At 72.6% G+C, this 21,825-nt stretch carries 16 protein-coding genes; 15 read left to right on the top strand and 1 reads right to left on the bottom strand.

Annotated features, from left to right (window positions below):
- The first annotated feature begins 188 nt into the window (after positions 1 to 188).
- The 13 genes from PYR72_RS01290 to PYR72_RS01230 all read left to right on the top strand — a co-directional run bounded on the left by PYR72_RS01290 (position 189) and on the right by PYR72_RS01230 (position 18,765).
- Complete coding sequence (locus PYR72_RS01290; protein WP_275453404.1) at positions 189 to 1,529, top strand: MFS transporter; 1,341 nt, start codon at positions 189 to 191, stop codon at positions 1,527 to 1,529.
- 244 nt (positions 1,530 to 1,773) lie between these two features.
- A complete protein-coding gene (locus PYR72_RS01285) occupies positions 1,774 to 2,571 on the top strand; it encodes an aminotransferase class IV (RefSeq protein ID WP_275453403.1) in 798 nt (265 codons plus the stop codon).
- 118 nt (positions 2,572 to 2,689) lie between these two features.
- A complete protein-coding gene (locus PYR72_RS01280; RefSeq protein ID WP_275453402.1) occupies positions 2,690 to 4,489 on the top strand; it encodes a class I adenylate-forming enzyme family protein in 1,800 nt (599 codons plus the stop codon).
- Between the two features lie 108 nt (positions 4,490 to 4,597).
- Entirely contained in the window at positions 4,598 to 5,284 is a 687-nt protein-coding gene (locus PYR72_RS01275) for a DsbA family protein (RefSeq protein ID WP_275453401.1), read from the top strand.
- A 159-nt stretch (positions 5,285 to 5,443) separates the two neighbouring features.
- Positions 5,444 to 6,829: a nitrate/nitrite transporter gene (locus tag PYR72_RS01270; protein WP_275453400.1), complete on the top strand. Its 1,386-nt coding sequence runs from the start codon at positions 5,444 to 5,446 to the stop codon at positions 6,827 to 6,829.
- A 58-nt stretch (positions 6,830 to 6,887) separates the two neighbouring features.
- A complete protein-coding gene (locus tag PYR72_RS01265; RefSeq protein ID WP_275453399.1) occupies positions 6,888 to 7,982 on the top strand; it encodes a phenazine antibiotic biosynthesis protein in 1,095 nt (364 codons plus the stop codon).
- Positions 7,982 to 9,445: an aldehyde dehydrogenase family protein gene (locus tag PYR72_RS01260; RefSeq protein WP_275453398.1), complete on the top strand. Its 1,464-nt coding sequence runs from the start codon at positions 7,982 to 7,984 to the stop codon at positions 9,443 to 9,445. The genes PYR72_RS01265 and PYR72_RS01260 overlap by 1 nt, the downstream gene beginning before the upstream one ends.
- Positions 9,442 to 10,092 carry an NAD(P)H-dependent oxidoreductase gene (locus tag PYR72_RS01255; RefSeq protein ID WP_275453397.1) on the top strand — a complete coding sequence of 217 codons (651 nt, stop codon included), beginning with the start codon at positions 9,442 to 9,444 and terminating at the stop codon, positions 10,090 to 10,092. The genes PYR72_RS01260 and PYR72_RS01255 overlap by 4 nt, the downstream gene beginning before the upstream one ends.
- 75 nt (positions 10,093 to 10,167) lie before the next feature.
- The gene (locus tag PYR72_RS01250; protein WP_275453396.1) at positions 10,168 to 11,589 is read left to right on the top strand and encodes a 3-deoxy-7-phosphoheptulonate synthase class II; all 1,422 of its coding nucleotides are present in this window, start codon (positions 10,168 to 10,170) and stop codon (positions 11,587 to 11,589) included.
- 70 nt (positions 11,590 to 11,659) lie between these two features.
- Positions 11,660 to 13,843, top strand: a complete 2,184-nt coding sequence (gene pabB, locus PYR72_RS01245) for an aminodeoxychorismate synthase component I (RefSeq protein ID WP_275453395.1) — start codon at positions 11,660 to 11,662, stop codon at positions 13,841 to 13,843.
- Positions 13,840 to 15,990, top strand: a complete 2,151-nt coding sequence (locus PYR72_RS01240; protein ID WP_275453394.1) for a molybdopterin oxidoreductase family protein — start codon at positions 13,840 to 13,842, stop codon at positions 15,988 to 15,990. Before pabB ends, PYR72_RS01240 begins: the two co-directional genes overlap by 4 nt.
- Positions 15,991 to 16,012: 22 nt before the next feature.
- Complete coding sequence (locus PYR72_RS01235; RefSeq protein WP_275453393.1) at positions 16,013 to 17,251, top strand: FAD-dependent oxidoreductase; 1,239 nt, start codon at positions 16,013 to 16,015, stop codon at positions 17,249 to 17,251.
- A complete protein-coding gene (locus PYR72_RS01230; RefSeq protein WP_275453392.1) occupies positions 17,248 to 18,765 on the top strand; it encodes an FAD-dependent oxidoreductase in 1,518 nt (505 codons plus the stop codon). The genes PYR72_RS01235 and PYR72_RS01230 overlap by 4 nt, the downstream gene beginning before the upstream one ends.
- Before the next feature lie 104 nt (positions 18,766 to 18,869).
- Here PYR72_RS01230 and PYR72_RS01225 read toward each other — a convergent pair whose 3' ends face one another.
- Positions 18,870 to 20,429 (bottom strand): PLP-dependent aminotransferase family protein, encoded by a 1,560-nt coding sequence (locus PYR72_RS01225; protein WP_275453391.1) that lies wholly within the window; start codon positions 20,427 to 20,429, stop codon positions 18,870 to 18,872.
- A gap of 277 nt (positions 20,430 to 20,706) precedes the next feature.
- On the opposite strand from PYR72_RS01225, the gene PYR72_RS01220 reads away from it, so the two are divergent.
- Together PYR72_RS01220 and PYR72_RS01215 are read left to right on the top strand one after the other, a co-directional pair.
- On the top strand, positions 20,707 to 21,033 hold the full coding sequence (locus PYR72_RS01220; protein WP_275453390.1) for a hypothetical protein: 327 nt from the start codon (positions 20,707 to 20,709) through the stop codon (positions 21,031 to 21,033).
- A 238-nt stretch (positions 21,034 to 21,271) separates the two neighbouring features.
- A complete protein-coding gene (locus tag PYR72_RS01215; RefSeq protein WP_275453389.1) occupies positions 21,272 to 21,802 on the top strand; it encodes a hypothetical protein in 531 nt (176 codons plus the stop codon).
- Positions 21,803 to 21,825 lie beyond the last annotated feature (23 nt).

The following is a 21,825-nucleotide window of genomic DNA, read 5'->3' as shown; positions in this document are numbered from 1 at the left end:
CGGCATACCAGGAAAAGCATGCATATGGCATCCGCTCGACCGTGTCTCCCTCGCGCGATCGGCCGCGTTCCACAAGGCGGCACAGTCGAGCGCCGACGGACGGCCGGGCTTCCTACAGTCCACGGCATCAGTCCCCCTTGTGGCCCGTATCACTCCGAGACCCGGGCCTGTCGGAGGTGAACCGCTCCATGTCCGAGACCAGCAGCGACGCCGCGGTCGGTACCGTCGCAGCCCCAGCCCCGCCGCCCGAGCCCACGGAGAACGTCTCGCGCGTCGCCGTCGCCAGCCTCGTCGGCACCACGATCGAGTACTACGACTTCGCCGTGTACGGCACGGCCGCCGCGCTCGTCCTGGGCCCCGCCTTCTTCCCGTCCACCAGTTCCACGGGCTCGACCCTCGCGGCCTTCCTCACCTTCGCCGCCGCGTTCCTCGCCCGCCCCGTCGGCGTCGTGCTGTTCGGGACGATCGGCGACCGCCTCGGCCGCAAGCGGGCCCTGGTGACCTCGCTGGTCCTGATGGGCATCGCCACGGTCGGGGTCGGACTGCTGCCGACGTACGAGACCGTGGGCATCGTCGCGCCCGTGATCCTGGTGGCCCTGCGGCTGCTGCAGGGCGTCAGCATGGGCGGTGAGTGGGGCGGCGCGGTCCTGCTGGCCGCCGAGCACGCTCCGCCGGGGCGGCGCGCGGTGTACGCGTCCATCCCCCAGATCGGCGCGCTGCTGGGCTTCCTGTTGTCGAGTGCCGTGATCCTTCCCACGATCGCGATCGCCGGCCGGGACGGCTTCGCCGACGGGGCGTGGCGGGTGCCGTTCCTGCTGAGCACGCTGCTCATCGGCGTAGGGTTCTGGGTGCGTACCAGGGTCAGCGAGTCACCCGTCTTCCGCGCCGAGCCCGGGGACGACCGCCCCGCCGCCCCGCGGTTCCCGCTGGGCGCCCTGGTCAAGGAGTTCCCGGGACGACTGCTGCTCGGCATCGGCGCGGCGGCCGGCGGCTCGGCCGTCTACTACCTGACGATCGTCTACAGCCTGTCGTACGGGCCGAAGGCGCTCGGCATCGCGCAGAACACGATGCTGGCCGCCACCAGCGTGGCCGCCGGCGTCACCGCCGTCGCGGTGGTACCGGTCGCCCGGCTGGCCGACAGAGTGGGGCGGCGGCCGGTCATCATGACCGGCGCCATCGGGTGCGTGGTGTGGGCGCTGCCCATGTTCGGCTCCATGGGGACCGGCAACGGGCTGGTCATCACCGGCGCGTTCACCGTGGGATTGGTGCTGTTCATCCTGATGTTCGCGCCGATTGCGGCCTTCCTGCCGGAACTGTTCCCGGCCCGGCTGCGCTACACGGGGGCCTCGGCGACCTTCATCCTCGCCAACACCCTCGGCGGCGGGTTCGCTCCACTGGTCGCGACCTGGCTGAACTCCCACTGGAAGTCGCCCCTGGTTCTCGGTGTCTACGCGGGAGGACTGTGCCTGGTCAGTCTGCTGTGCGTACTGGCGCTGCCGGAGACACGAGACCGGGACTTCGCGGCCTGACCGGCCTTGCGGTGCATGACTGGGCGCGGTGACTCCGAACGGGGTCACCGCGCCCAGTCACGCACCGAGAAGAACGGTCCATCGGACAGGGGCCAATGGGGCGCTCGGTGTTTCGTATACAGCGGGATTGGCCCCCTCAATTCGGCCCGCACATGGCTCTGTTGCATCATTCGCGCCTTCATTACCTTCATGGCTGACAGAAGTTCGCATCCGGAGCTCTTCCGGAATGAGGAGGGTCACCGTCATGCGTACCGAAATCGACAGCCAGTCATTTCTCGTATGGAATTCCGGTGCCGGCCTCATCGCCGAGGAGAATGACAAGGGAATGGTCGTGGCGGATTCCTGGCTTGTCCGGGACGGCCGGGTCCGGGGTTATGAAATGCACTGGGACCGGTTCTCGGACTCGGTCGGCTCCCACGGCGTCGACCGGGGCGAGATCGCCGACTTCCGGGCTGCCGTCACCGCGAGGCTGCCGCGGGTCGGCGCCTGGTTCCCCCGGGTCGAACTGCTCGCCGGCCCGTCGCCCAGGCTCGCCCTGCGGCTGCGCCCCGCCCCCGCGCTGCGGGACACCGCCCGGGTCTGGGTGGCGGACGAGGTCGACCCGCGCACCCGTCCCACGGTCAAGGGCCCCGACTTCGCCGCCCAGGGCAGGCTGCGCAAGCGGGCCAGAGCCCACGGCGCCGACGAGGCGCTGCTGGTCGACGGCGACGGCCACGCGGTCGAGGGAGCCTTCAGCAGCCTGCTGTGGTGGGACCGCGGCGACCTGTGCACCGCCCGGGACGACGGCCGGATCCTGCCCGGCATCACCCGGCGGCTGCTGCTCGACCGCGCCGCCCGGCTCGGGGTCACGGTGCGGCACACCAGGGTGAGTCCCGCCCGCCTCGCCCGCTGCGAGGTGTGGATCACCAGCGCCCTGCACGGCATCCGGGTCGTGACCGGCTGGGCGCCGGGTGACGCACCGGCGCCGCCCGTCGCCCCCGGGGCGGCCGGCCCCTGGCAGGCCCACCTGGACTCGCTCCTGACACCCCTGCCCCCGGGCTGAGCACCACCGCATCCCCACTTCCCGGCCTGAACCCCAACCCCCCGTCCCAACCCGCAACACCCCACCCCCGCACCGATGTTCAGGACAGAGTCCCCGCACAGAGTCAAGGAGAGCCGAGATGAAGATCCGATCCCTGCAGCGGCATCTGGCGTCCGTCCGCCGTATGAAGCTGGGCCCTTCGCACCGCGGGCTGCGCGCGCGGCTGGAGTTGGTGTCCGAACGCTCCCTCGGTGTGGGGACCTTCCTGTGGCACACCCTCGACCGGGCCGCGGACCTCGACGCCCCGCTCCTGCACCATCTGCCGCGCGGCGGCGGCGAGAAGGACATCCGCACCTACTCCCTGGCGGATCTGCGGGACGCGACCGAGCGGTACGCGCGCTGGTTCCACGCCGCCGGTGTGGCACGCGGCGACCGGGTCGGCATCTACAGCGGGGACGGCATCGCCAACTTCGTCCACTTCATGGCCCTGAACAGCATCGGTGCCATCCCCGCTCCGGTGAACCCGAACATGGCGCCCCAGACCGCGGCACGCTACCTGAAGCGGCTGGAGCCGCGTGGCGTCGTCGCCGACGCCGACCGGCTGGAGACCCTGCTGGCGGCCACCGACAGCCCCGAGGGGTTCGGCTTCACCGTCTCGCAGGAGGAGGTGGACTCGGCGGGCCGCGTCGGCCCGCTGCCTGTCGGCTACCCGTACATGCACGGCGACCACGACCCGGTGCTGATCGCGCACTCCTCCGGCACCACCGGCATGCCCAAGGCGCCGATCCTCGGACACCGCCAGTTCTTCGCCGGCAAGCGCCCCCGCATCCTCACCATGCCCTCCGGCGTCGACGACAAGAACCTGCTGGTGTTCCCGCCGTCCCACGGCTCCGGCCTCAGCTACATGATGATGGCCACCCTGACCGGCGTACCGACCCTGGTGATGGAGGAGCAGCGCGGACCGGCCGTGGCCGAGGTCATGCGCTGGTGGAAGCCGACGGTCGTCATCGCCTTCCCCATCACCTTCGGCGAGCTGGCGGCACTGGGCGTGGAGCCGTCGGCGGCCTCCCGCGTGACCACCTGGCTCAGCACCGCCGACGCCTCGCACGAGGCACACGTCCGTGAGCTGGTACGACTGGGCAGGCACCGCGTCGGCGGCACGTGGCGCCAGGGCTCGCGCTACATCGACGGACTCGCCTCGACCGAGGTGGGCATGGCCGTGTTCCAGAACATCCACGGCCCGGACACCGACGCCTACAAGCGGTGCGTCGGCTACCCGGAACCCATCGTCGAGGAGGCCACCGTCTACGACGAGCACGGTAAGCGGCTGGGCCCGAACGAGATCGGGTTCATCGCGGTCAAGACCCCGACCGAGACCCTGGGCTACTGGAACGACCCCGATCTGACGCACCGTTCGAAGCACGACGGCTTCTGGCTCACCGGCGACATCGGGTACTACGACGAGCAGGGGCGCTTCTACCAGTACGACCGTGCCACCGACGTGATCCACACCGCTCGCGGGCCCGTCTACAGCCTGCCCACGGAGGAGATCGTCCTGAAGGCGTGCCGCCAGGCCGTGGACTGCGTCGTGGCCGCCGCCATCAGCCCCGCCGACGAGGACCTGTCCGAACCCATCGCCGTGGTCCGGCTGGCCGACCGCTGCGACCTCACCTCGCGGGAGCTGCTGGCCCAACTCAACGGGGCGCTGCGCAAGGCGGGGGCGCACGAGCTCTCCGCGGTCGTGCTGGTCAAGGGCGAGAACGACATCCCGCTCGGCGTGACCGGCAAGGTGCTCAAGCGCGAGGTGCGCACCACCTACGAGAAGGTCCTCCTCTCCGACGACGACCACGGGCTCGACATCGCCCGCACCCGCTCGGCGCGCAGCACACCGAGCGCCCCCGCCCCGGCCTCGCGGCGCCGGCCGGCGAAGGCCGCGTAGACCCCGCCCGCCCCTTCCGCGGCAGTCCCGGTCCTCCCCGCCCGGGACTGCCGCCGGGCAGGGGCCGGACCGGGTCACGCACCAGTACAGGAGAAGGGACCCTGACACATGATCAGCGTGCTGCCGGGCACCGTGGCGGTCTACGCGGACCTCGCCTGCCCCTGGGCCCATGTCGCCGTGCAGCGACTGTGGCGGATCCGCGCCGAGTTGGGCCTGGCCGGGACCGTACGGTTCGATCACCGGGCCGTCCTTCTCGAGGTGGTCAACCGGGGCACTCTGCCCAAGCCGGTCATCGACGCCGAGATCCCGGTCGCGGCGGAGATGGAACCCGACGCCGGCTGGCGGCTCTGGACGGAGCCCGACTGGCGCTGGCCGGTCAGCCGACTGCTCGCGGCGGAGGCGGTGCAGGCGGCGAAGGAGCAGGGGGCGGCGGCGAGCGAAGCCCTCGACCGGGCCCTGCGCAGGGCGTTCTTCGCCGACAGTGCCTGCATCACGATGCGCCATGTGGTGCTGGACGTCGCCGGGTCGGTGCCCGAGGTGGACGCGGCGGCACTGGGCGAAGCCCTGGACACCGGGCGCGCACGGGCAGCCACACTCGCCCAGGTCGCCGACTTCGCTGCCGGAGGCGCGGTCACCAGCCCGCACCTGTTCACCGCCGACGGCGGCTCCTGGCCCAACCCCGGGGTCGACTACCGGTGGGCGGGCGCGCCCGGCGACAGCGCCGTCGTCCTGAAGTCCGACGATCCCTCGGTCTACCACCGGATCCTGACCGCCGCGGCGGACTCCGCCCGTTGACGAGGGGATCACGACGCCGCCGGCCGGCGTCATGTACGGGCGTCGCCGACCGGTGGCGCTCCCGGCCCGGTGCCATGGCTCCGCCCGACTGCCGGCGGGCGGGCCGGCCCGGTGCCGAGGCCGGGCTCCGACGTGTCCGTCTGCTTCGGGAGGTTGTCGATGAGCGCTGAGGTGAAGCGCGGCTCGCCCGCGATCCGCTACTGGGATCCGGAGGACGACGCGTTCTGGCGCCGTACGGGGCGGCGCATCGCGATGCGGAATCTGGCGTTCTCGATACTCGCCGAGCACGTCGGGTTCTCCGTCTGGAGTCTGTGGTCCGTGCTGGTGCTGTTCCTGGGACCGGAGTACGGGCTGTCCCCGGCGGACAAGTTCCTGCTCGTCTCCGTCCCGACCCTGACGGGAGCCGTCCTGCGGATCCCCTACGCGCTCGCCGTGGGCCGGTTCGGCGGACGCACCTGGACCGTGCTCAGCGCGGTCGTCCTGCTGGTGCCCACCGCGCTGGCGGCGGTGTACCTGCGTCCCGGCACCTCGCTGGGCACCCTGCTCACGGTGTCCGCCGTGGCCGGCCTCGGTGGCGGCAACTTCGCCTCGTCCATGGCGAACATCAACGCCTTCTTCCCCGAGCGCCACAAGGGCTGGGCACTCGGCCTGAACGCGGGCGGCGGCAACCTGGGCGTCGCCGTCACGCAGTTGGCCGCCCTCGCGGTCCTGGGAACCTTCGGAGCGTCCGAACCACGGCTGCTGCTGGGGGTCTTCGTCCCGGCGATCGTCGTGGCCGCCGTGTGCGCCGCGCTGTTCATGGACGACCTGCCCGGAAACCGCAACGACACCGACGCGCTCAGGGACGTCCTGAGGGACGCCCACTGCTGGGTGATGTCCCTGCTCTACCTCGGCACGTTCGGCTCGTTCATCGGCTACTGCTTCGCTTTCGGCCTGGTGCTGCAGACGCAGTTCGACCGTACGCCGCTGCAGGCCGCGTCGCTCACGTTCCTCGGGCCGCTGCTCGGCTCGCTGACCCGGCCGGTCGGTGGCTGGCTGGCGGACCGGATCGGCGGCGCCAGGGTCACCTTCGGCGTGTTCGTGGCGCTGATGCTCGGGACCGGGGGCGCGGTCGTGGCCTCGCGCACGGACTCGCTCGGTCTGTTCGTCGCCGACTTCATCGTGCTCCTCGCCCTGGCAGGGGCGGGCAACGGATCGACGTACAAGATGATCCCGGCCATCTTCCGGGCGAAGGCGCTCCGGGACGGCGCGGCCGACGAGGGCGACGAGGGCGACGCGGGAACCGGCGCCCGGCTGGCGCGGGCCCGGCGGCTGTCGGGCGCGCTCATCGGTATCACCGGAGCCCTCGGCGCGCTCGGCGGTGTCCTCATCAACCTGGCCTTCCGCGCCTCGTTCGCCGGCTGGGGGAGCGGAGTCCCGGCGTTCACCGGCTTCCTGGTCTTCTACGCCGTCTGCGCCACGGCCACCTGGGCCGTCTACCTCAGGCGCCGCCCCCGCCCCCGGACCGCCCACGACTCCCGCCCCGATGCCGTCCTACCGGTCTGAACCCCGATCCGAGATCCCCGTCCGCACGCCGGTCCGCACCCGGCTCGAAGGAGCACACATGGCAGTCGCCTCCGACCCCGTCCTCACCTTCCCCCCGGACCAGGTCCCCGATCCGCAGGAGTTCGTCCAGGCCGCCATGCGGTGGCACTTCAGCCCCGAGACGGGTTCGCCGTACTGGCTCCGCAGGGCCCGGACCCTGGACTTCGACCCGCGCCGGGACGTACGCACCTTCGACGATCTCCGACTGTTCCCCAACACGGTCAACGAACTGAGGGACGTGCCTGCCCGGGACCTCGTCCCGCAGGGCTACGGTTCGGCGGCCGAGGTGGTCGGCATCTACGAGAGCGGCGGCACGACCGGTGCCCCCAAGCGCGTCGCCTATCTCGCCGACTGGATGGACCGGTACGTGACCTGGTCCACCCGGCGGATGGACGAGCGCGGCCACCCCCATGGTGCCCACTGGCTGGCCATGATCCCCAGCGGCCCCCATCTGTGGGGAGAGGTCGTCGCCCGGCAGGCCCGGCGCCGGGGCGGCTTCACCTCCACCATCGACCTCGACCCGCGCTGGGTGAAGAAGTGCCTCGCCGAGGGACGCGCCGACGAGGCCGGCCGCTATGTCGAACACCTCCTGGAGCAGGGCCGGTTCCTGCTGGAGACCCAGGACATCGGCGTCCTGGTCATCACGCCCCCGCTGCTGGAACGCCTCGCACAGCACGAGCACCTCGTCAAACTGGTGAACGAGAAGGTCCGGGTCATCATCTGGAGCGGCGCCCACATGGACGCCGACAGCCGGTACCTGTTCCGCACCGAGGTCTTCCCCGACGTCCAGCTGTTCGGGAACTACGGCAGCACCATGATTCTCTGCGGGGCCGTCGAGCGCGCCGGAGGCGACGAGGAGTGCGTCTTCGATCCCTTCTCGCCCCATGTCACCTTCTCCGTCGTCGACCCAGGGACGGGAGAGCCGGTTCCCTACGGCGCACGCGGCCAGGTCGTCATGAACCACATCAGCCGAGGCGCCCTGTTCCCGAACAACCTGGAACGCGACGTCGCCACCCGTATCCGTCCCCGGGCCGGACAGCTCGGCGACTCGGTGGCCGACGTCAGCCCCGTCAAGACCTTCGACGACGAGGTCGTCATCGAAGGGGTCTACTGATGAGCGCCCCGACGGGCACGGCGCCCCACGCCCCGACGGACGCCGCGTCGGGCCGCCCGATCCAGCTCGACGCGCTCGGTCCCCGTGGCGCCTTCCGGGCCCGGAACCGACTGACCGTGGCCGATGTCACCGGGCGGCCGGTCGCCGAACTCAGCCAGGTTCCGAGCCTGTTCGTCCAGCGCGGCCTGTCCGCGCTGCGGGCCGCGCGCCCGGCCGGCCCCGGTGAACTCGCCGAGGCCATCGCCCGGGCGGGGCACGCGTTCGCGCACGCGACGGTGGGCGGCCTGTCGGCCCCGGAGCATCAGCGCCTCGTGAGCCGGGTCGCCGGTGTGCCGGTCGCGGTGGTGAGGGCCGCCGCCACCAGGATCGAGCGCGCGGCGGCCGAGGTGGAACGCACCGTGCGCGGTGCCCGCCCCACGGCGACGGCCGGTCACTGGCGGGATCCGCTGACGCGGGGCGGCGGCGCGGTCTGGGCCCGGCGGGGTGACGTCTTCGCCGTGCACGCCGCCGGTAACCACCCCGGTGTGCACAGCCTCTGGCTCGAAGCGCTGATGCTGGGATACCGGGTCGCGGTACGGCCCTCCGGCCGGGAGCCCTTCACCCCGCACCGGCTGGTGACCGCGTTGCGCGAGGCGGGGATCGGCGACGAGCGGCTCCTGCTGCTGCCCACCGACCACCACGTGGCCGACGGCATCGTCCGGGGCGCCGACCTCTCCCTGGTGTACGGCGGCGACGCGGTGGTGGAGAAGTACCGGACGCATCCGAACGTGCTGACCCAGGGCCCGGGCCGGTCCAAGATCCTGCTGGCGGACCCCGATGTGGGCGCCGTGACCGGCGCGGGCGGGGCCGCGGGCCTGTCGTCCGCGCTCGACACGGTGGTCTCCTCGATCCGGGACGAGGGCGGAGTCGCCTGCGTCAACGCCACCGCCGTCCTCGTGGCCGGCGACCCGACGCCGGTCGCCGAGGCCATCGCCGAGCGGCTGGCCCAGCTGCCCAGCCTGCCGCCGGAGGACGACAAGGCGGTCCTGCCCGTCCGCCCCACCGCCGAGGCGCGCGGGCTGGAGAAGTACCTGCTCACCCAGGCGGCCGGCGCGCGCCTGCACCTCGGCGCCGAGGGAATCGCCGACGAACTGGGCGACGGAAGCGCCGCACTGCGGCCCGCCGTGATCCAGCTGGACCGCCCGGACGCACCGCAGCTCGGCGTCGAGCTCCCCTTCCCCTGTGTCTGGGTCGCCGCCTGGTCGCCCGAGGACGGCATCGGACCGCTGCGCAACACCCTGGTGCTCACCGTCGTCGGCCGGGACGGACGGCTCGTCGAGGAACTGATCGACGAACTGGTCGACGAACCGACCATCGGCAACGTCCATGTCGGAGACCGTCCCACGCACTGGATGGCGCCGGGTGTCCCGCACGACGGCCATCTCGCGGAGTTCCTCATGCGCTCCAAAGCGGTGGTCCGGTGAACGCGGACACGCCCTCGGCCCCCTCACGTCTGCTGCACATCGCCGCCTCTCCCATGGGGGAGCGCTCGCAGTCCAGAGCCGTCGCCGAGACCCTGGTCACCGCCTACCGCCGAACTCGTCCCCGCGCGACGACCGATGTTCTCGACCTCTGGCGGGAACGCCTTCCCGAGTTCGGGGCGGCGGCGGTCGGGGCCAAGCGGACGGAGGCCGCCGGGGGACGGGCCGACGGCGAGGGCGCCGTGGCGTGGAAGGAGGTCCGTCGCGTCTTCGAGCACTTCGACAGTTACGACCGATACGTGTTCAGCGTACCCATGTGGAATTTCGGAATTCCCTATGTGCTCAAGCATTTCATCGACGTGGTGAGCCAGGCGCACATGCTCTTCTCCTTCGACCGGGAATCGGGCTACCGGGGTCTGCTCAGAGGAAAGAAGGCGGCGGTCGTCTACACCAGCTCGATCTACGGGCCGGGTATGCCGACGGAATTCGGCGACGACCACCAGACACCGGCTTTCGACGGCTGGTTGCGGTGGGCGGGAATCACCGACATCTCCACCATTCAGCTGAGAGCGCATCAGATCGCCGACGACGCCGATCTGCTGCGCCGCGACGCACACGCCCGGGCACAGGAGATCGGGAGCAGACTCTGAGCCGCGGGGCCGTCCCTCCCGATGCGAACAGCCCACGACGCCATGCCGTTCTCGATCCGCAACAGGAGCACCCGCATGCCCGTTCCGCCCCTGCTCGAACCCGTCGGCCCGGCCGACCACGTCCCCGACACCCGGAAAGGCGAGGAGCCCGAGGCCGGCCCGAGCGCACCGTCCTGGCATCCGCCCGCCTGGCGGGGCCTGCCGATACGCCAGCAGCCGCAGTGGCCCGATCCCGACGAGGTGGCCGCCGTCACCGACAGACTCGCCCTGCTGCCGGCCCTCACCACGCCCAGCGACGTCCGCAGCGTCCTCGCGGCCCTGGCCCGCGTGCAGAACCGGGAGGCGTTCGTCCTCCAGGGCGGCGACTGCGCGGAGCCGCTCGGCCCGGCGGCCGTCACCGGCGCCCGGGACAAGCACCGGGTGCTGGGCGCCGTCGCGGAACGCCTCAGCGGCTGCCTGGACCTGCCCGTGGTCACGGTCGGCCGCCTGGCGGGGCAGTTCGCCAAGCCCCGCTCGGCCGCCGTCGAGGAGGTGGACGGCCGACCGCTGCCGGTGTTCCGGGGGCTCACGGTCAACGGGCCCGAGCCGCACGAGGACGCCCGCACCCCCGACCCGTACCGGATGCTGTCCGGCTACTACACGGCGAGGAACGTCCTGCGCGAACTCGGCGCCCTCGCCCACGGGACGGCCGGTTCGTTCGCCCCGCGGGCCTGGGACCCGGCAGCCGCCCGTGCGGTGCCGTGGAACCGGCGCGAGGAGGGCGTGCCCGACGGTTCACTGAGGTCGCTCGTCCACGGGTACGGGCAGACCCGCTGGACCGAGGACCGGGGCTGGCTCCACACCGGGCTGTGGACCAGCCACGAGGCGCTGCTCCTGGACTACGAGAGCCCGTTGACCCGCCAGGATCCCGTCACGGGTGAATGGTTCCTGCTCTCCACGCATCTGCCGTGGATCGGCGACCGTACCCGCCAGGTCGGCGACGCCCACGTGGAGTTCCTGGCGGGCATCGCCAATCCGGTCGCCGTCAAGATCGGCCCCGGCGCGGAACCCGCCGAGATCGTGCGGCTGTGCGAACGGCTCGACCCGTACCGCAGGCCGGGCCGGCTCACCCTGATCTGCCGGCTGGGTGCCCGGGAACTGCGCGGCCGGCTCCCGGCGCTCGTCACGGCCGTACGCGCGGCGGGCCACCCCGTGGTCTGGATGTCGGACCCCATGCACGGCAACACCACGGCCACCGGCACCGGCGTCAAGACCCGTCACCTCAAGGACATGCTGGACGAGGTCACCGACTTCTTCGACGTGCTGCGCGGCCTGGGCGAGTGGCCCGGCGGGGTGCATCTGGAGGCGGCCGCGGCCGAGGTCACCGAGTGCGTGGGCGGCACCCGCGTCACCTGCGAAGCCGAACTGGACACCGCCTACGAGTCGTTGTGCGACCCCCGGCTCAACAACGAGCAGCTCCTGGCCATGGCGGACATGGTCGCCAAGCTCGCCGTGTGACCACTCCTCCGACACAACCCCCAGCCGCCGAGCCCTCGGTGAGGGCCGCGCCGTCTCCAGGGAGACCGCCATGCGAACCCTGCTCGTCGACAACTACGACTCCTACACCTACAACCTCTTCCAGCTGATCGCGCAGGTGAACGGGGCCGAACCCGTGGTCGTGCACAACGACTCACCGGACTGCGCCTCGCTCGACCTGAACGACTTCGACAACGTGGTGATCTCGCCCGGGCCGGGTGACCCCACCCGGCCCAAGGACTTCGGCGCCTGCGCGCCGATCATCGCATCCGCCCGGCTGCCCGTTCTCGGCGTGTGCCTGGGCCACCAGGGCATCGCCGCCGGGTCGGGCGCCCGGATCGTGCGGGCGCCCGCGGCCAGGCACGGCCACCTCACCGCCGTACGCCACGACGGACGCGAACTCTTCCACGGCCTTCCGCAGGACTTCACCGCCGTGCGCTACCACTCGCTGTGCGTGCGCGAGCCGCTGCCGCCGGAGCTGGAGCCGACCGCGTGGGCCGAGGACGGGGTGCTGATGGGCCTGCGGCACCGGACGCGCCCGCTGTGGGGCGTGCAGTTCCACCCCGAGTCCGTCGCCACGGAGTTCGGCTACGAACTGCTCGGCAACTTCCGCGATCTCACCGAGCGGTTCCACCACGAGCGCGGTTCCGCGCGCCGACGGACGCCGGCGCGCTCCGCGTCCCACCTGGTGCCCGTGGACACCGGCACGCGGCCCGCACCCCGGCCCGTCGAGCCACGCCCCTACCGCCTGCACACCCGGATCATGGAGTCGGCGGTGGACACCGAGGCGGCGTTCACCCGGCTCTTCGCCGACTCCTCGCACGCTTTCTGGCTCGACAGCTCCCTCATCGACCCGCGGCTGTCCCGCTTCTCGTTCCTCGGCGACGCCTCCGGCCCGCTCGCGGAGATCGTCCGCTACCGCGTCGGTGACGGCGCCGTCGAGGTGACGGCGGCGGGCGGGCAGCCCCAACGCGTCGAGGGCACCGTCTTCGACTACCTCCAGACGGCGTTGCGCGCCCGCCGCGTCGAGAACCCCGCCCTCCCCGTCGACTTCTCCTGCGGCTACGTCGGCTACTTCGGCTACGAGCTGAAGGCCGACTGTGGCGCCACCGCCACACACACCTCACCCACCCCGGACGCGTTCTGGATCTTCTCCGACCGGCTGATCGCGGTCGACCACCAGCAGGGCGCCACCTATCTGCTGGCCCTCAGCGACGGCAGCCCACGCTCCGACCGCGACGCGACGGTCTGGATGGAGAGGACCGCCGCCGGGCTCGCCGCTCTGCCCCGCCCCCGGCCGACCCCCGTACCCGACCAGCAGGCCGTCGACAACGCCCTGCTGGAACCGGCGCTGGTGCGTGACCGCGCCCAGTACCTCGCCGACATAGCCGCCTGCAAACAGGAGTTGCTCGCCGGGGAGAGCTACGAGATCTGCCTGACCAACGCCGTCCAGGCCCCCCGCCCGGCCGACGGACTGCGCTTCTACCGGAACCTCAGGCGCTCCAACCCCGCCCCGTACGCCGCCTATCTGCGCCTCGACGGGATGGAGATCGCCTGCTCCTCGCCGGAGCGGTTCCTGCGCATCACGCGCGACGGCATGGTCGAGACCAAACCCATCAAGGGCACCGCCCGGCGCGGCGCGGACGAGGCGGAGGACGCCATGCTGCGCCGGGAGCTGACGACGAGTCCCAAGGTCCGGGCCGAGAACCTGATGATCGTCGACCTGCTCCGCAACGACCTCGGCCGGGTCTGCGAGGTCGGCAGCGTCACCGTTCCCCGGCTGATGCGCACGGAGACCTACGCCACCGTGCACCAGCTGGTGTCGACCATCCGCGGCCGCCTCCGAGCCGACGCCGACGCCCTGGACTGCGTCCGCGCCTGCTTCCCCGGCGGCTCGATGACGGGCGCGCCGAAACTGCGGACCCTCGACATCATCGACTCCCTCGAGACCCAGGCACGCGGCGTCTACTCCGGCGCGATCGGCTTCCTCTCCTGCAACGGCACGGCCGATCTGAACATCGTCATCCGCACCGCCGTACTGACGGATCAGGGCCTGCACGCCGGCGCCGGGGGCGCCATCGTGCTCGACTCCGATCTCGTCGAGGAGTACGAGGAGATGCTGCTGAAGGCGGCCACATCACTGCGGGTGCTGCTCGCGGGCACGTCCGGCCAGGACAGCGCGCCCACGACCGACGGCCCGGCACCGGCACACGCCGCGGAGGGCGGGCTCCGATGACCGAGCGGGCCGGCGCCGTCCGTACGCACTGCCCGTACTGCGCACTGCAGTGCGGTACGGAGCTACGGCCCGACCTGGGCGGACCGGCACCGCTCGCGGTGTCCGGGTGGCCGGAGTTCCCGGTCAACCGGGGCGCGCTGTGCGGCAAGGGACAGCACGCCGTCGACCTGCTGGACCCGGCCGCCCGGCTCGGCACACCCCTGGTCCGCGACGGCCGGGGCACACCACTGCGGCCCGCCACCTGGGACGAGGCACTCCGGCGCGTGGTCACCGGCGTCCGGTCGACGCAGACCGCGCACGGCAGCGACGCCGTCGGAGTGTTCGGGGGCGGCGGACTGACCAACGAGAAGGCGTATCTGCTGGGCAAGTTCGCCCGGGTCGCGCTCCGCACCTCGGCGATCGACTACAACGGCCGGTTCTGCATGTCGTCCGCGGCCGCCGCCGTCAACCGCGCCTTCGGCCTGGACCGGGGGCTGCCGTTCCCGCTCGCCGACATCGCCGGGACCGACTGCGTCCTGCTGGTCGGCGCCAACCCGGCCGACACCATGCCGCCCGCCCTGCGTCACCTCACCCGGCTGGCCGACCGGGGCGGGCGGCTCGTCGTGGTGGACCCGCGCCGCACCCGCACCGCCGCAAGGGCCGACCTGCACCTGCGGCCCCTGCCCGGCACCGACCTCGCCCTCGCCCTCGGCATGCTGCACATCGCGCTGGCCGAGGGGCACGTCGACGAGGACTTCGTCGCCTCCCGCACGACCGGATTCGAGGCGGTGCGGGCCACCGCCATGGAGTACTGGCCGGCCCGCGCGGAAGGACTCACCGGCGTACCCGCCCACCAGATCCGCGCGGCCGTACGGATGTTCGCCCAGGCGCCCACCGGCATGGTGCTCACCGCCCGGGGCACCGAGCAGCACAGCAAGGGCACCGACACCGTGCACGGCTGGATCAACCTCTGCCTGGCGCTGGGCAAGGCGGGCCGGCCGTACAGCGGATACGGCTGCCTCACCGGCCAGGGCAACGGACAGGGCGGGCGCGAACACGGCCAGAAGGCCGACCAGTTACCCGGCTACCGCTCCCTGACCGACCCCGCGGCCCGCGCACACGTCGCCCGTGTCTGGGGCGTCGCCCCCGAGGAACTGCCGGGCCCCGGCACCTCGGCCTACGAGATGCTCGACACCGCCGGTACACCCGACGGGGTCCGGGCCCTGCTCGTCATGGGTTCCAACCCGGTCGTGTCGGCCCCGAACGCCGGCCACGTGGAACGCCGGCTGCGCGCACTGGACCTGCTGGTGGTCGCGGACGTCGTACGGTCCGAGACGGCCGAACTCGCCGATGTCGTCCTGCCGTCGGCCCAGTGGGCCGAGGAGACCGGCACCCTGACCAACCTGGAGGGCAGGGTGATCCTGCGCCGCAAGGCCGTCGAGCCGCCCGCCCAGGTGCGCACCGATCTGCAGATCCTCTCCGCTCTCGCCGCCCGGCTCGGCCGCACCGACGGCTTCCCCGCCGACCCACGCCTCGTCTTCGACGAACTGCGGGCCGCCTCGGCCGGCGGCCGGGCCGACTACGCGGGCATCAGCTACGAACGGATCAGCGCCGAGAACGGGGTGTTCTGGCCGTGCCCCTCCGCCGGACACCGCGGAACGCCCCGCCTGTTCCTGGACTCCTTCGCGACCCCCGACGGACGGGCCCGCATGGTGCCCGTCCACCACCGGCCGACGGCCGAGGCCACCGACGAGCGGTACCCCCTGCACCTGGTCACCGGGCGAGTGCTGGCCCACTACCAGAGCGGGGCGCAGACCCGCCGGGTGGCCGCTTCACGGGCCGCCGCCCCGGAACCGTACGTCGAGATCCACCCCGCCACGGCCGGCCGGCTCGGGGTGACGGACGGAGCGCCCGTGACGGTGACCAGCAGACGGGGGACGGCCGTCGCCCCGGCCAGACTGAGTACGGACATCCGCCCCGACGTGGTGTTCATGCCCTTCCACTGGTCCGGGCCGGGACGGGCCAACACCGTCACCAACCCCGCGCTCGACCCGGTCTCCCGCATGCCCGAGTTCAAGGTGTGCGCCGTACACGTCGCACCGGTGGCCCCGCCCCGTACCCGCCCGCCGGGACGGCCGTGTGCGGCGACCGCCGTACAAGCCCTGTGATCATCGGTTCCTGGAGGTACCCATGGGAAGGGAAGACGGCGCCGCACACCGTGTTCTCGTGGTCGGCTGCGGCATGGCGGGAGCGCGATTCGTCGGCCGACTGGCAGAGCTCGACCCCGACGTCCGGATCACCGTCCTCGACGCCGAGCACCGCCCCGCCTGCAACCGCACACTCCTGACCGGTGTCCTCGCCGGTCACCATCGCCCCGAGGACACGGCCCTGCCCCTGCCGCCGGGCATCGACCTGCGCACCGGCGTCCGTGTCGTGGCCGTGCGCCGGGCCGCCCGCACGGTCGTCGACTCCACCGGCACCGAACACCCCTACGACGCGCTGGTCCTGGCAACCGGCAGCCGGCCCCGCGCCCCCTGGCCACGGTCCCTTGGGGCCTCGGGCGAACACCGTCTCCACACTCTCGACGACTGCCGGCGCCTCATCGCCGACCACGTGGGCACCCGAACCCGCGCGGTCGTCGTCGGAGGCGGTCTCCTGGGCGTGGAGGCCGCACTCGGCCTCGCCGCCCGCGCCCACCCGGTGACGCTCGTCCACCGGGGCCCCCACCTGCTCCACCGCAGGCTGGACGGCAGGGCCGGAGCGCTGCTCCGCGCTCTCCTGGAGGACGCGGGCGTCACGGTGCGCACGGGAACCCCCGCGACGGGTCCGGTCCGCGGCCCCGGAAACCCTGGGGTGCTGCTCGGTGACGGCGACACCGTCACCGCGGACTTCGTCGTGGCCGCCTCCGGGACCCGGCCGTGCGTCGGGCTCGCGCGTGCGGCGGGGCTCCCGGTCGGCGCGGGGGTCACGGTCGACGACACGCTCGCCAGCGTCGGAGATCCGCGGGTGTACGCGATCGGGGACTGCGCGGAGCACCGCGGGGTCGTGCACGACACGGCCGCGCCGGCCTGGCGGCAGGCCGAGGTCCTCGCGGCGCGGCTGTCGGGGCACGACCGGCACGCACGCTTCAGGGGAAGCCGCGCCCTCACCCGGCTCATCGCCGGGGACGTCGACCTGGCGGTGTTCGGCGAGGCCACCGCGGGCGTCGGACCCGCCCTCCCCGGCGCGGCCGGCACCGACGTCCTCTCGCTCTCGGACGACCGGCGACGCGTCTACAAGAAGATCGCCATCCGGGACGACCGTGTCGTCGGCGGCATCCTGCTCGGCGATCTCGCCACCGTCGACACCGTCCGCCGGGCCTACGAGGCGACCCGGCCCCTGCCACCGGACCGCCTCCACCTGGTCTCGGCACTCGGAGGGGACGGATGAGCGACCGCCTGGTCCTGATCGGCCACGGCATGGTGGGTCACACCCTCCTGACGGCCCTCGACGCCCGAGGCGCGCTGCGGGACCGCCAGGTCACGGTGGTCGCCGAGGAGGACGTCCCGGCCTACGACCGCATCCAGCTGTCCCGGTACCTCCGCGAGACCGGCCCGGCGGACCACCTGTTCCGGCGCACCGGACCCGCCGGCCTGCTCCTCGGGTCCCCCGGTGACCGTACGGGCATCCGCACCCGCCTCGGGGACCCGGCCGTCGCCCTCGACCGACGCCGGCACCGGGTGACCACGGCCGCCGGCCGTGTCCTCGACTACGACGTCCTGATCCTCGCCACCGGAGCCCGCCCCCTCGTCCCACCCGTACCCGGATCCGATGCCACGGGCTGTTTCACCTACCGGACGGCCGCCGACGTACGGGCCATCCGGGCGCACTGCGACCCCGCGGGTGCCCAGGGCACCGGCGTGGTGATCGGCGGCGGGCTGCTGGGCCTGGAGGCGGCGGGCGCACTGAGGGCCCTCGGACTCGCGGTCCACGTCGTCGAGTTCTCCTCCTGGCTGATGCCCCGTCAACTGGACGAGGACGCGGGCTGGACGCTCCGCCGCCACATCGAGGACCTCGGGATCACCGTGCATACGGGCACCCGTCTCACCGCCGTCGAGACCGACGCGCACGACCAGGTCACCGGCGTACGGCTCCAGCCGCCCGACGGCGCACCGCCCGTCGGCGTCGGGGCCGACGTGGTCGTGTTCGCGGCGGGCGTCCGCCCCCGCGACGAACTCGCCCGGTCCTGCGGGCTCGCCGTGGGGGAGCGCGGCGGCGTCCTCGTCGACGAGACGTGCCGCACGCGGGACGAGCACATCTACGCCGTCGGGGACTGCGCGCTTCCCCACGACGGACACGCTCACGGACTGCTGGCCCCCGGCAACGCGATGGCACAGGTGGTCGCCGACCGGTTGACCGGCGGCACACGGACCTACACCGGCTGGGACGCGGCGACCCGGTTGAAGCTGCTCGGCGTGGAGGTCGCCTCCCTCGGCGACCGGCCGGAGGAAGCGGCGCCCGGCGCGTACGAGGCCACCCACCTCGACACCCGGGCCGGGGTGTACCGCAGCCTCCGCGTCTCCGGCGAGGGGCGGCTGCTCGGCGGGACGTTCGTGGGGGACACCTCCGGTTACACGACACTGCGCCCCCTCGTGGGCGGCGATCGGCCGCTGCCCGCCCCCGTCGAGGAACTCGTCGTCCCCGGCCGACCGCCGGACCTGCCGTCGGCCGTCGGACCGCTCCCGGACGAGACGGTGATCTGCCACTGCCACGACGTCCCGGCCGGCACGGTCCGCTCAGCCGTCCGCGACGGCTGCGCCACCCCAGCGGCGATACGCCACCGCACCCGCGCCGGCAGCGGCTGCGGCGGCTGCGCGGACACCGTCGCCGCACTGCTCGGCGAAGGGCTCGCCGCCCTCGGGCCCGCCGCGACCACGCCGACGGCTACGGGGAGCCTCGTATGACCCGAACGACCGAACCGACGAGCGCGCGGAGGGGCGGGCGACCAGACGCCCCTCGGACGCCGTCCAGCGGCGCCCGGTCCCCGGTCCATGCCCGGCCCGGCCGTCTACCCGTCGAGGCCGTGCCCCGGCCTTTCCGCGCAGGCGGACCGCTCGAACGCGGCCGCGATCCGGCGCGCGCCGAGGACCGCCTGCTCGGGCGGGGTGGCGCCGAAGCCCAGGACGAGCGCCGGAACGGGGGCCGTCCCGGTGGAGTAGTAGGAGGAGAGCGGGTAGACGGTCGCCCCGGAACGGCTGCTGAGCCGGGCCAGCAGCCGCTCGTCCGTACCAGGGGGGAACCCGGCGACGAGGTGTGTGCCCGCGGTCGTCGCCGACATGACGCGCACCATGCTGCCGAACTGGTCGCGCAGGGCACGGACGCACCCCTCTCGCCGCTCCCGGTAGGCCTGGCGCATCCGGCGGATGTGACGGGCGAAGTGGTGCTCCGCCATGAAGTCGTGCACGGCCGCCTGTTCGAGCACGGGCGGCGCGCCGTACGCGGAGTGCTGGGCGGCGGCGACGATGTCGACGAGATCCGGCGGGACCACCGCGTAGGCGAGCCGCAGTGCGGGGAACAGTGCCTTGTTCAGGGTGCCCAGATAGATGACCCGGCCCGCGGTGTCCATGCGTTGGAGCGGCGGGAACGGACTGCCTGAGGTGAATTCCCCGTCGTAGTCGTCCTCGATCACCCAGCCGTCGGACCGCACCGCCCAGTCGAGCAGCTCACCGCGTCTGAACTCCGACATGAGGCAGCCGGTCGGGAACTGGTGGTTGGGAGTCACCAGAGCCATCCGCGCCGAGGGGTGACGGCTCTCTCCCGAGGAGATGCACAGCCCCTCGTGATCCACATCCACCGGGCAGGGCACGACACCGGCCGCCACGAGCGCGGTCCGGGCACCGGGAAAACCCGGGTTCTCGACCATCACCTCGTCACCGGGCTCCAGCAGGACGCGGGCCAACAGATGGGTGATGGTCCGCGTGCTGTTCGTGATCACCACCTGTTCCGCCGTGCAGGACACCCCCCGCGCCAGGCCCAGATAGGTGGCCACCTCCTTGCGCAGGGGCCAGTACCCGACCGGGTCCTGCGCGTGCAGCAGGGAGTTCGGCAGCCGGGCGGCACGGCGTGAGACGACGCGGGACCACTGCTTGCCGGGGAAGAGGTCCAGCGCCGGTACACCGAGGACGAAGGGCTGGGCGACGGCGGTGGGCGATGTCTGCTGTCGCTCGTCGAACGCGCGGGTGGCCTGGAGCATCAGCTGCGCGGTGCCGGAAAGCTGCGACGTCCGGCCCCGCTCCTCGGGCGGAGTCGGCAACCGGGTGACCTTCGACGTTCTCGCGCTGCTACGTCGTCCCTCGCCGTGGTGGACGGCCACATGGGTCCCCGACCCCACCTGCCCGGTGGCGAACCGTTCCGTCACGAGCCGTTCGTAGGCGACCAGCACGGTGTTCCTGGAGACCCGGAGCTCCTGGGCGAGCGTCCGGGTGGCGGGCAGCCGGACGCCGGGACGGAGTTGTCCGCTGCAGATCGAGTCCTTGAGCCGTTCGTAGAGCTGCTGGTAGAGGGGCTCGGGCAGGGTGCGGTCAAGGGTGAATCCGCCTAGCGGCAACGCTGTGGACTCTCGCGGCACGGCCTGTGCACCTCCGGGATCATGTGAGGGGAAGGGCCTCGTGGCGCTGTACCTGGACGGGACCGCTCGTGGGGGAGCGGCGGGTGCCAGGCCAGCAGACGGGACAACCGGCGAAACATGCCAGTCACCGTTCCGGAGTGCGGGACACGCCGGTGCGGGACGTCGCGGCGGCCGGCCCACGCACGGCGGGAAACCCCGACCCGCGACCGGCCCCGATGCCGCGACCGCGCGGCTCGGTTCCTGCTTGCCAGTGGCGGGTCGGAGCGCGGCCCGGCGGGTGGCCGACAGAACGCGCAGGGCCGCGCCCGCCTTCGCGTCGACGGCCCGGGCCACCGTCATCCTGGCCGGTCAGCCGGTCAGCCGGTCAGCCGGTCAGCCGGTCAGCCGGTCAGCCGGTCAGCCGCGCTCGTCCCGCGAGTTCGAGCAGGCCGTCATGGATTTCGGCATGTTCCGCCTGCTCGCGGTGAGGAACGCTCAGCGGGCCCGGCAACTGGCCGGCCCTGCCCAGATCGCCCAGATCGCCCAGACCGCCCAGGCCGCACTGGCCCAGGACGACTCTCTGAGGCAGGCGAAGGCGTCGCCAGTCGAGCAGGGCCCACGATGATCCTCGGCACCTTGCCGCACATCGCCCTGGACGGAGCTTCCCCCAGTTCCAGTCCTTGTGGGCCGACCACGACTGGGCCTCCAGCACCTGGTCGCCCTGCCCTGTGCAGATCGTGTCACCCGCGATGTCACCCCGTTCGTCACCCCGCGGTGTGACGTGCCGTTCGGCGTCGCTTCCTAATGTCGAATCCCGGCGGGGCATCCGGCCCCCGCCGGGGAACACCAGGGAGATCTGCGTCATGCTGGAAGCACTGGCCGTCGTCGCGATCGTCGTCTACGTCGTGGGGCGGCAACTGCTCGGGGAACCGCTGCGGGGCAAGCGGGTGATCCTGCTTCCTGTCATTCTGACGGCGATCGGGGCGAAAACGCTGAGCGGGGACGTCACCCAGGCCGACATCGGGTTCATCGCCGTCGGCGCTGTCGGTGCCGCCGTGATCGGGATCGGCCAGGGTGCGACGCTCCGTCTGGAGCACCGCGACGGCGGCCTCTGGGGCCGGATGCCGCTGGGCGGGCTCGGGTGGTGGGCTGCCCTGATCGCGACACGGATTGCCCTGATGCTGATGGCAGGGGCAGCGGGAGCACACGTCGCGGCCTCGACCGAGCCGATTCTGCTGACACTCGGCCTCAACCGGCTCGGCCAGGCCGCGATCGTCACCCTCCGTGCGCACCGGTCCGGCATCCCCTTCGCTCCGGAGAAGGACGGCTCGGTGTTCATGGGCGGCCGGGACTCGAAGTCCTCCGGGGCCTCGAGCCGACGTGGACAGTCGTGATCCGCCTTCTTCGGAACGGTCCG

This window comes from Streptomyces sp. VNUA24 (assembly GCF_029167005.1).
GTDB lineage: Bacteria > Actinomycetota > Actinomycetes > Streptomycetales > Streptomycetaceae > Streptomyces > Streptomyces scabiei.
The sequence above is the reverse complement of the archived record's forward strand: the minus strand, read 5'-3'. Positions and strand labels throughout refer to the sequence as shown.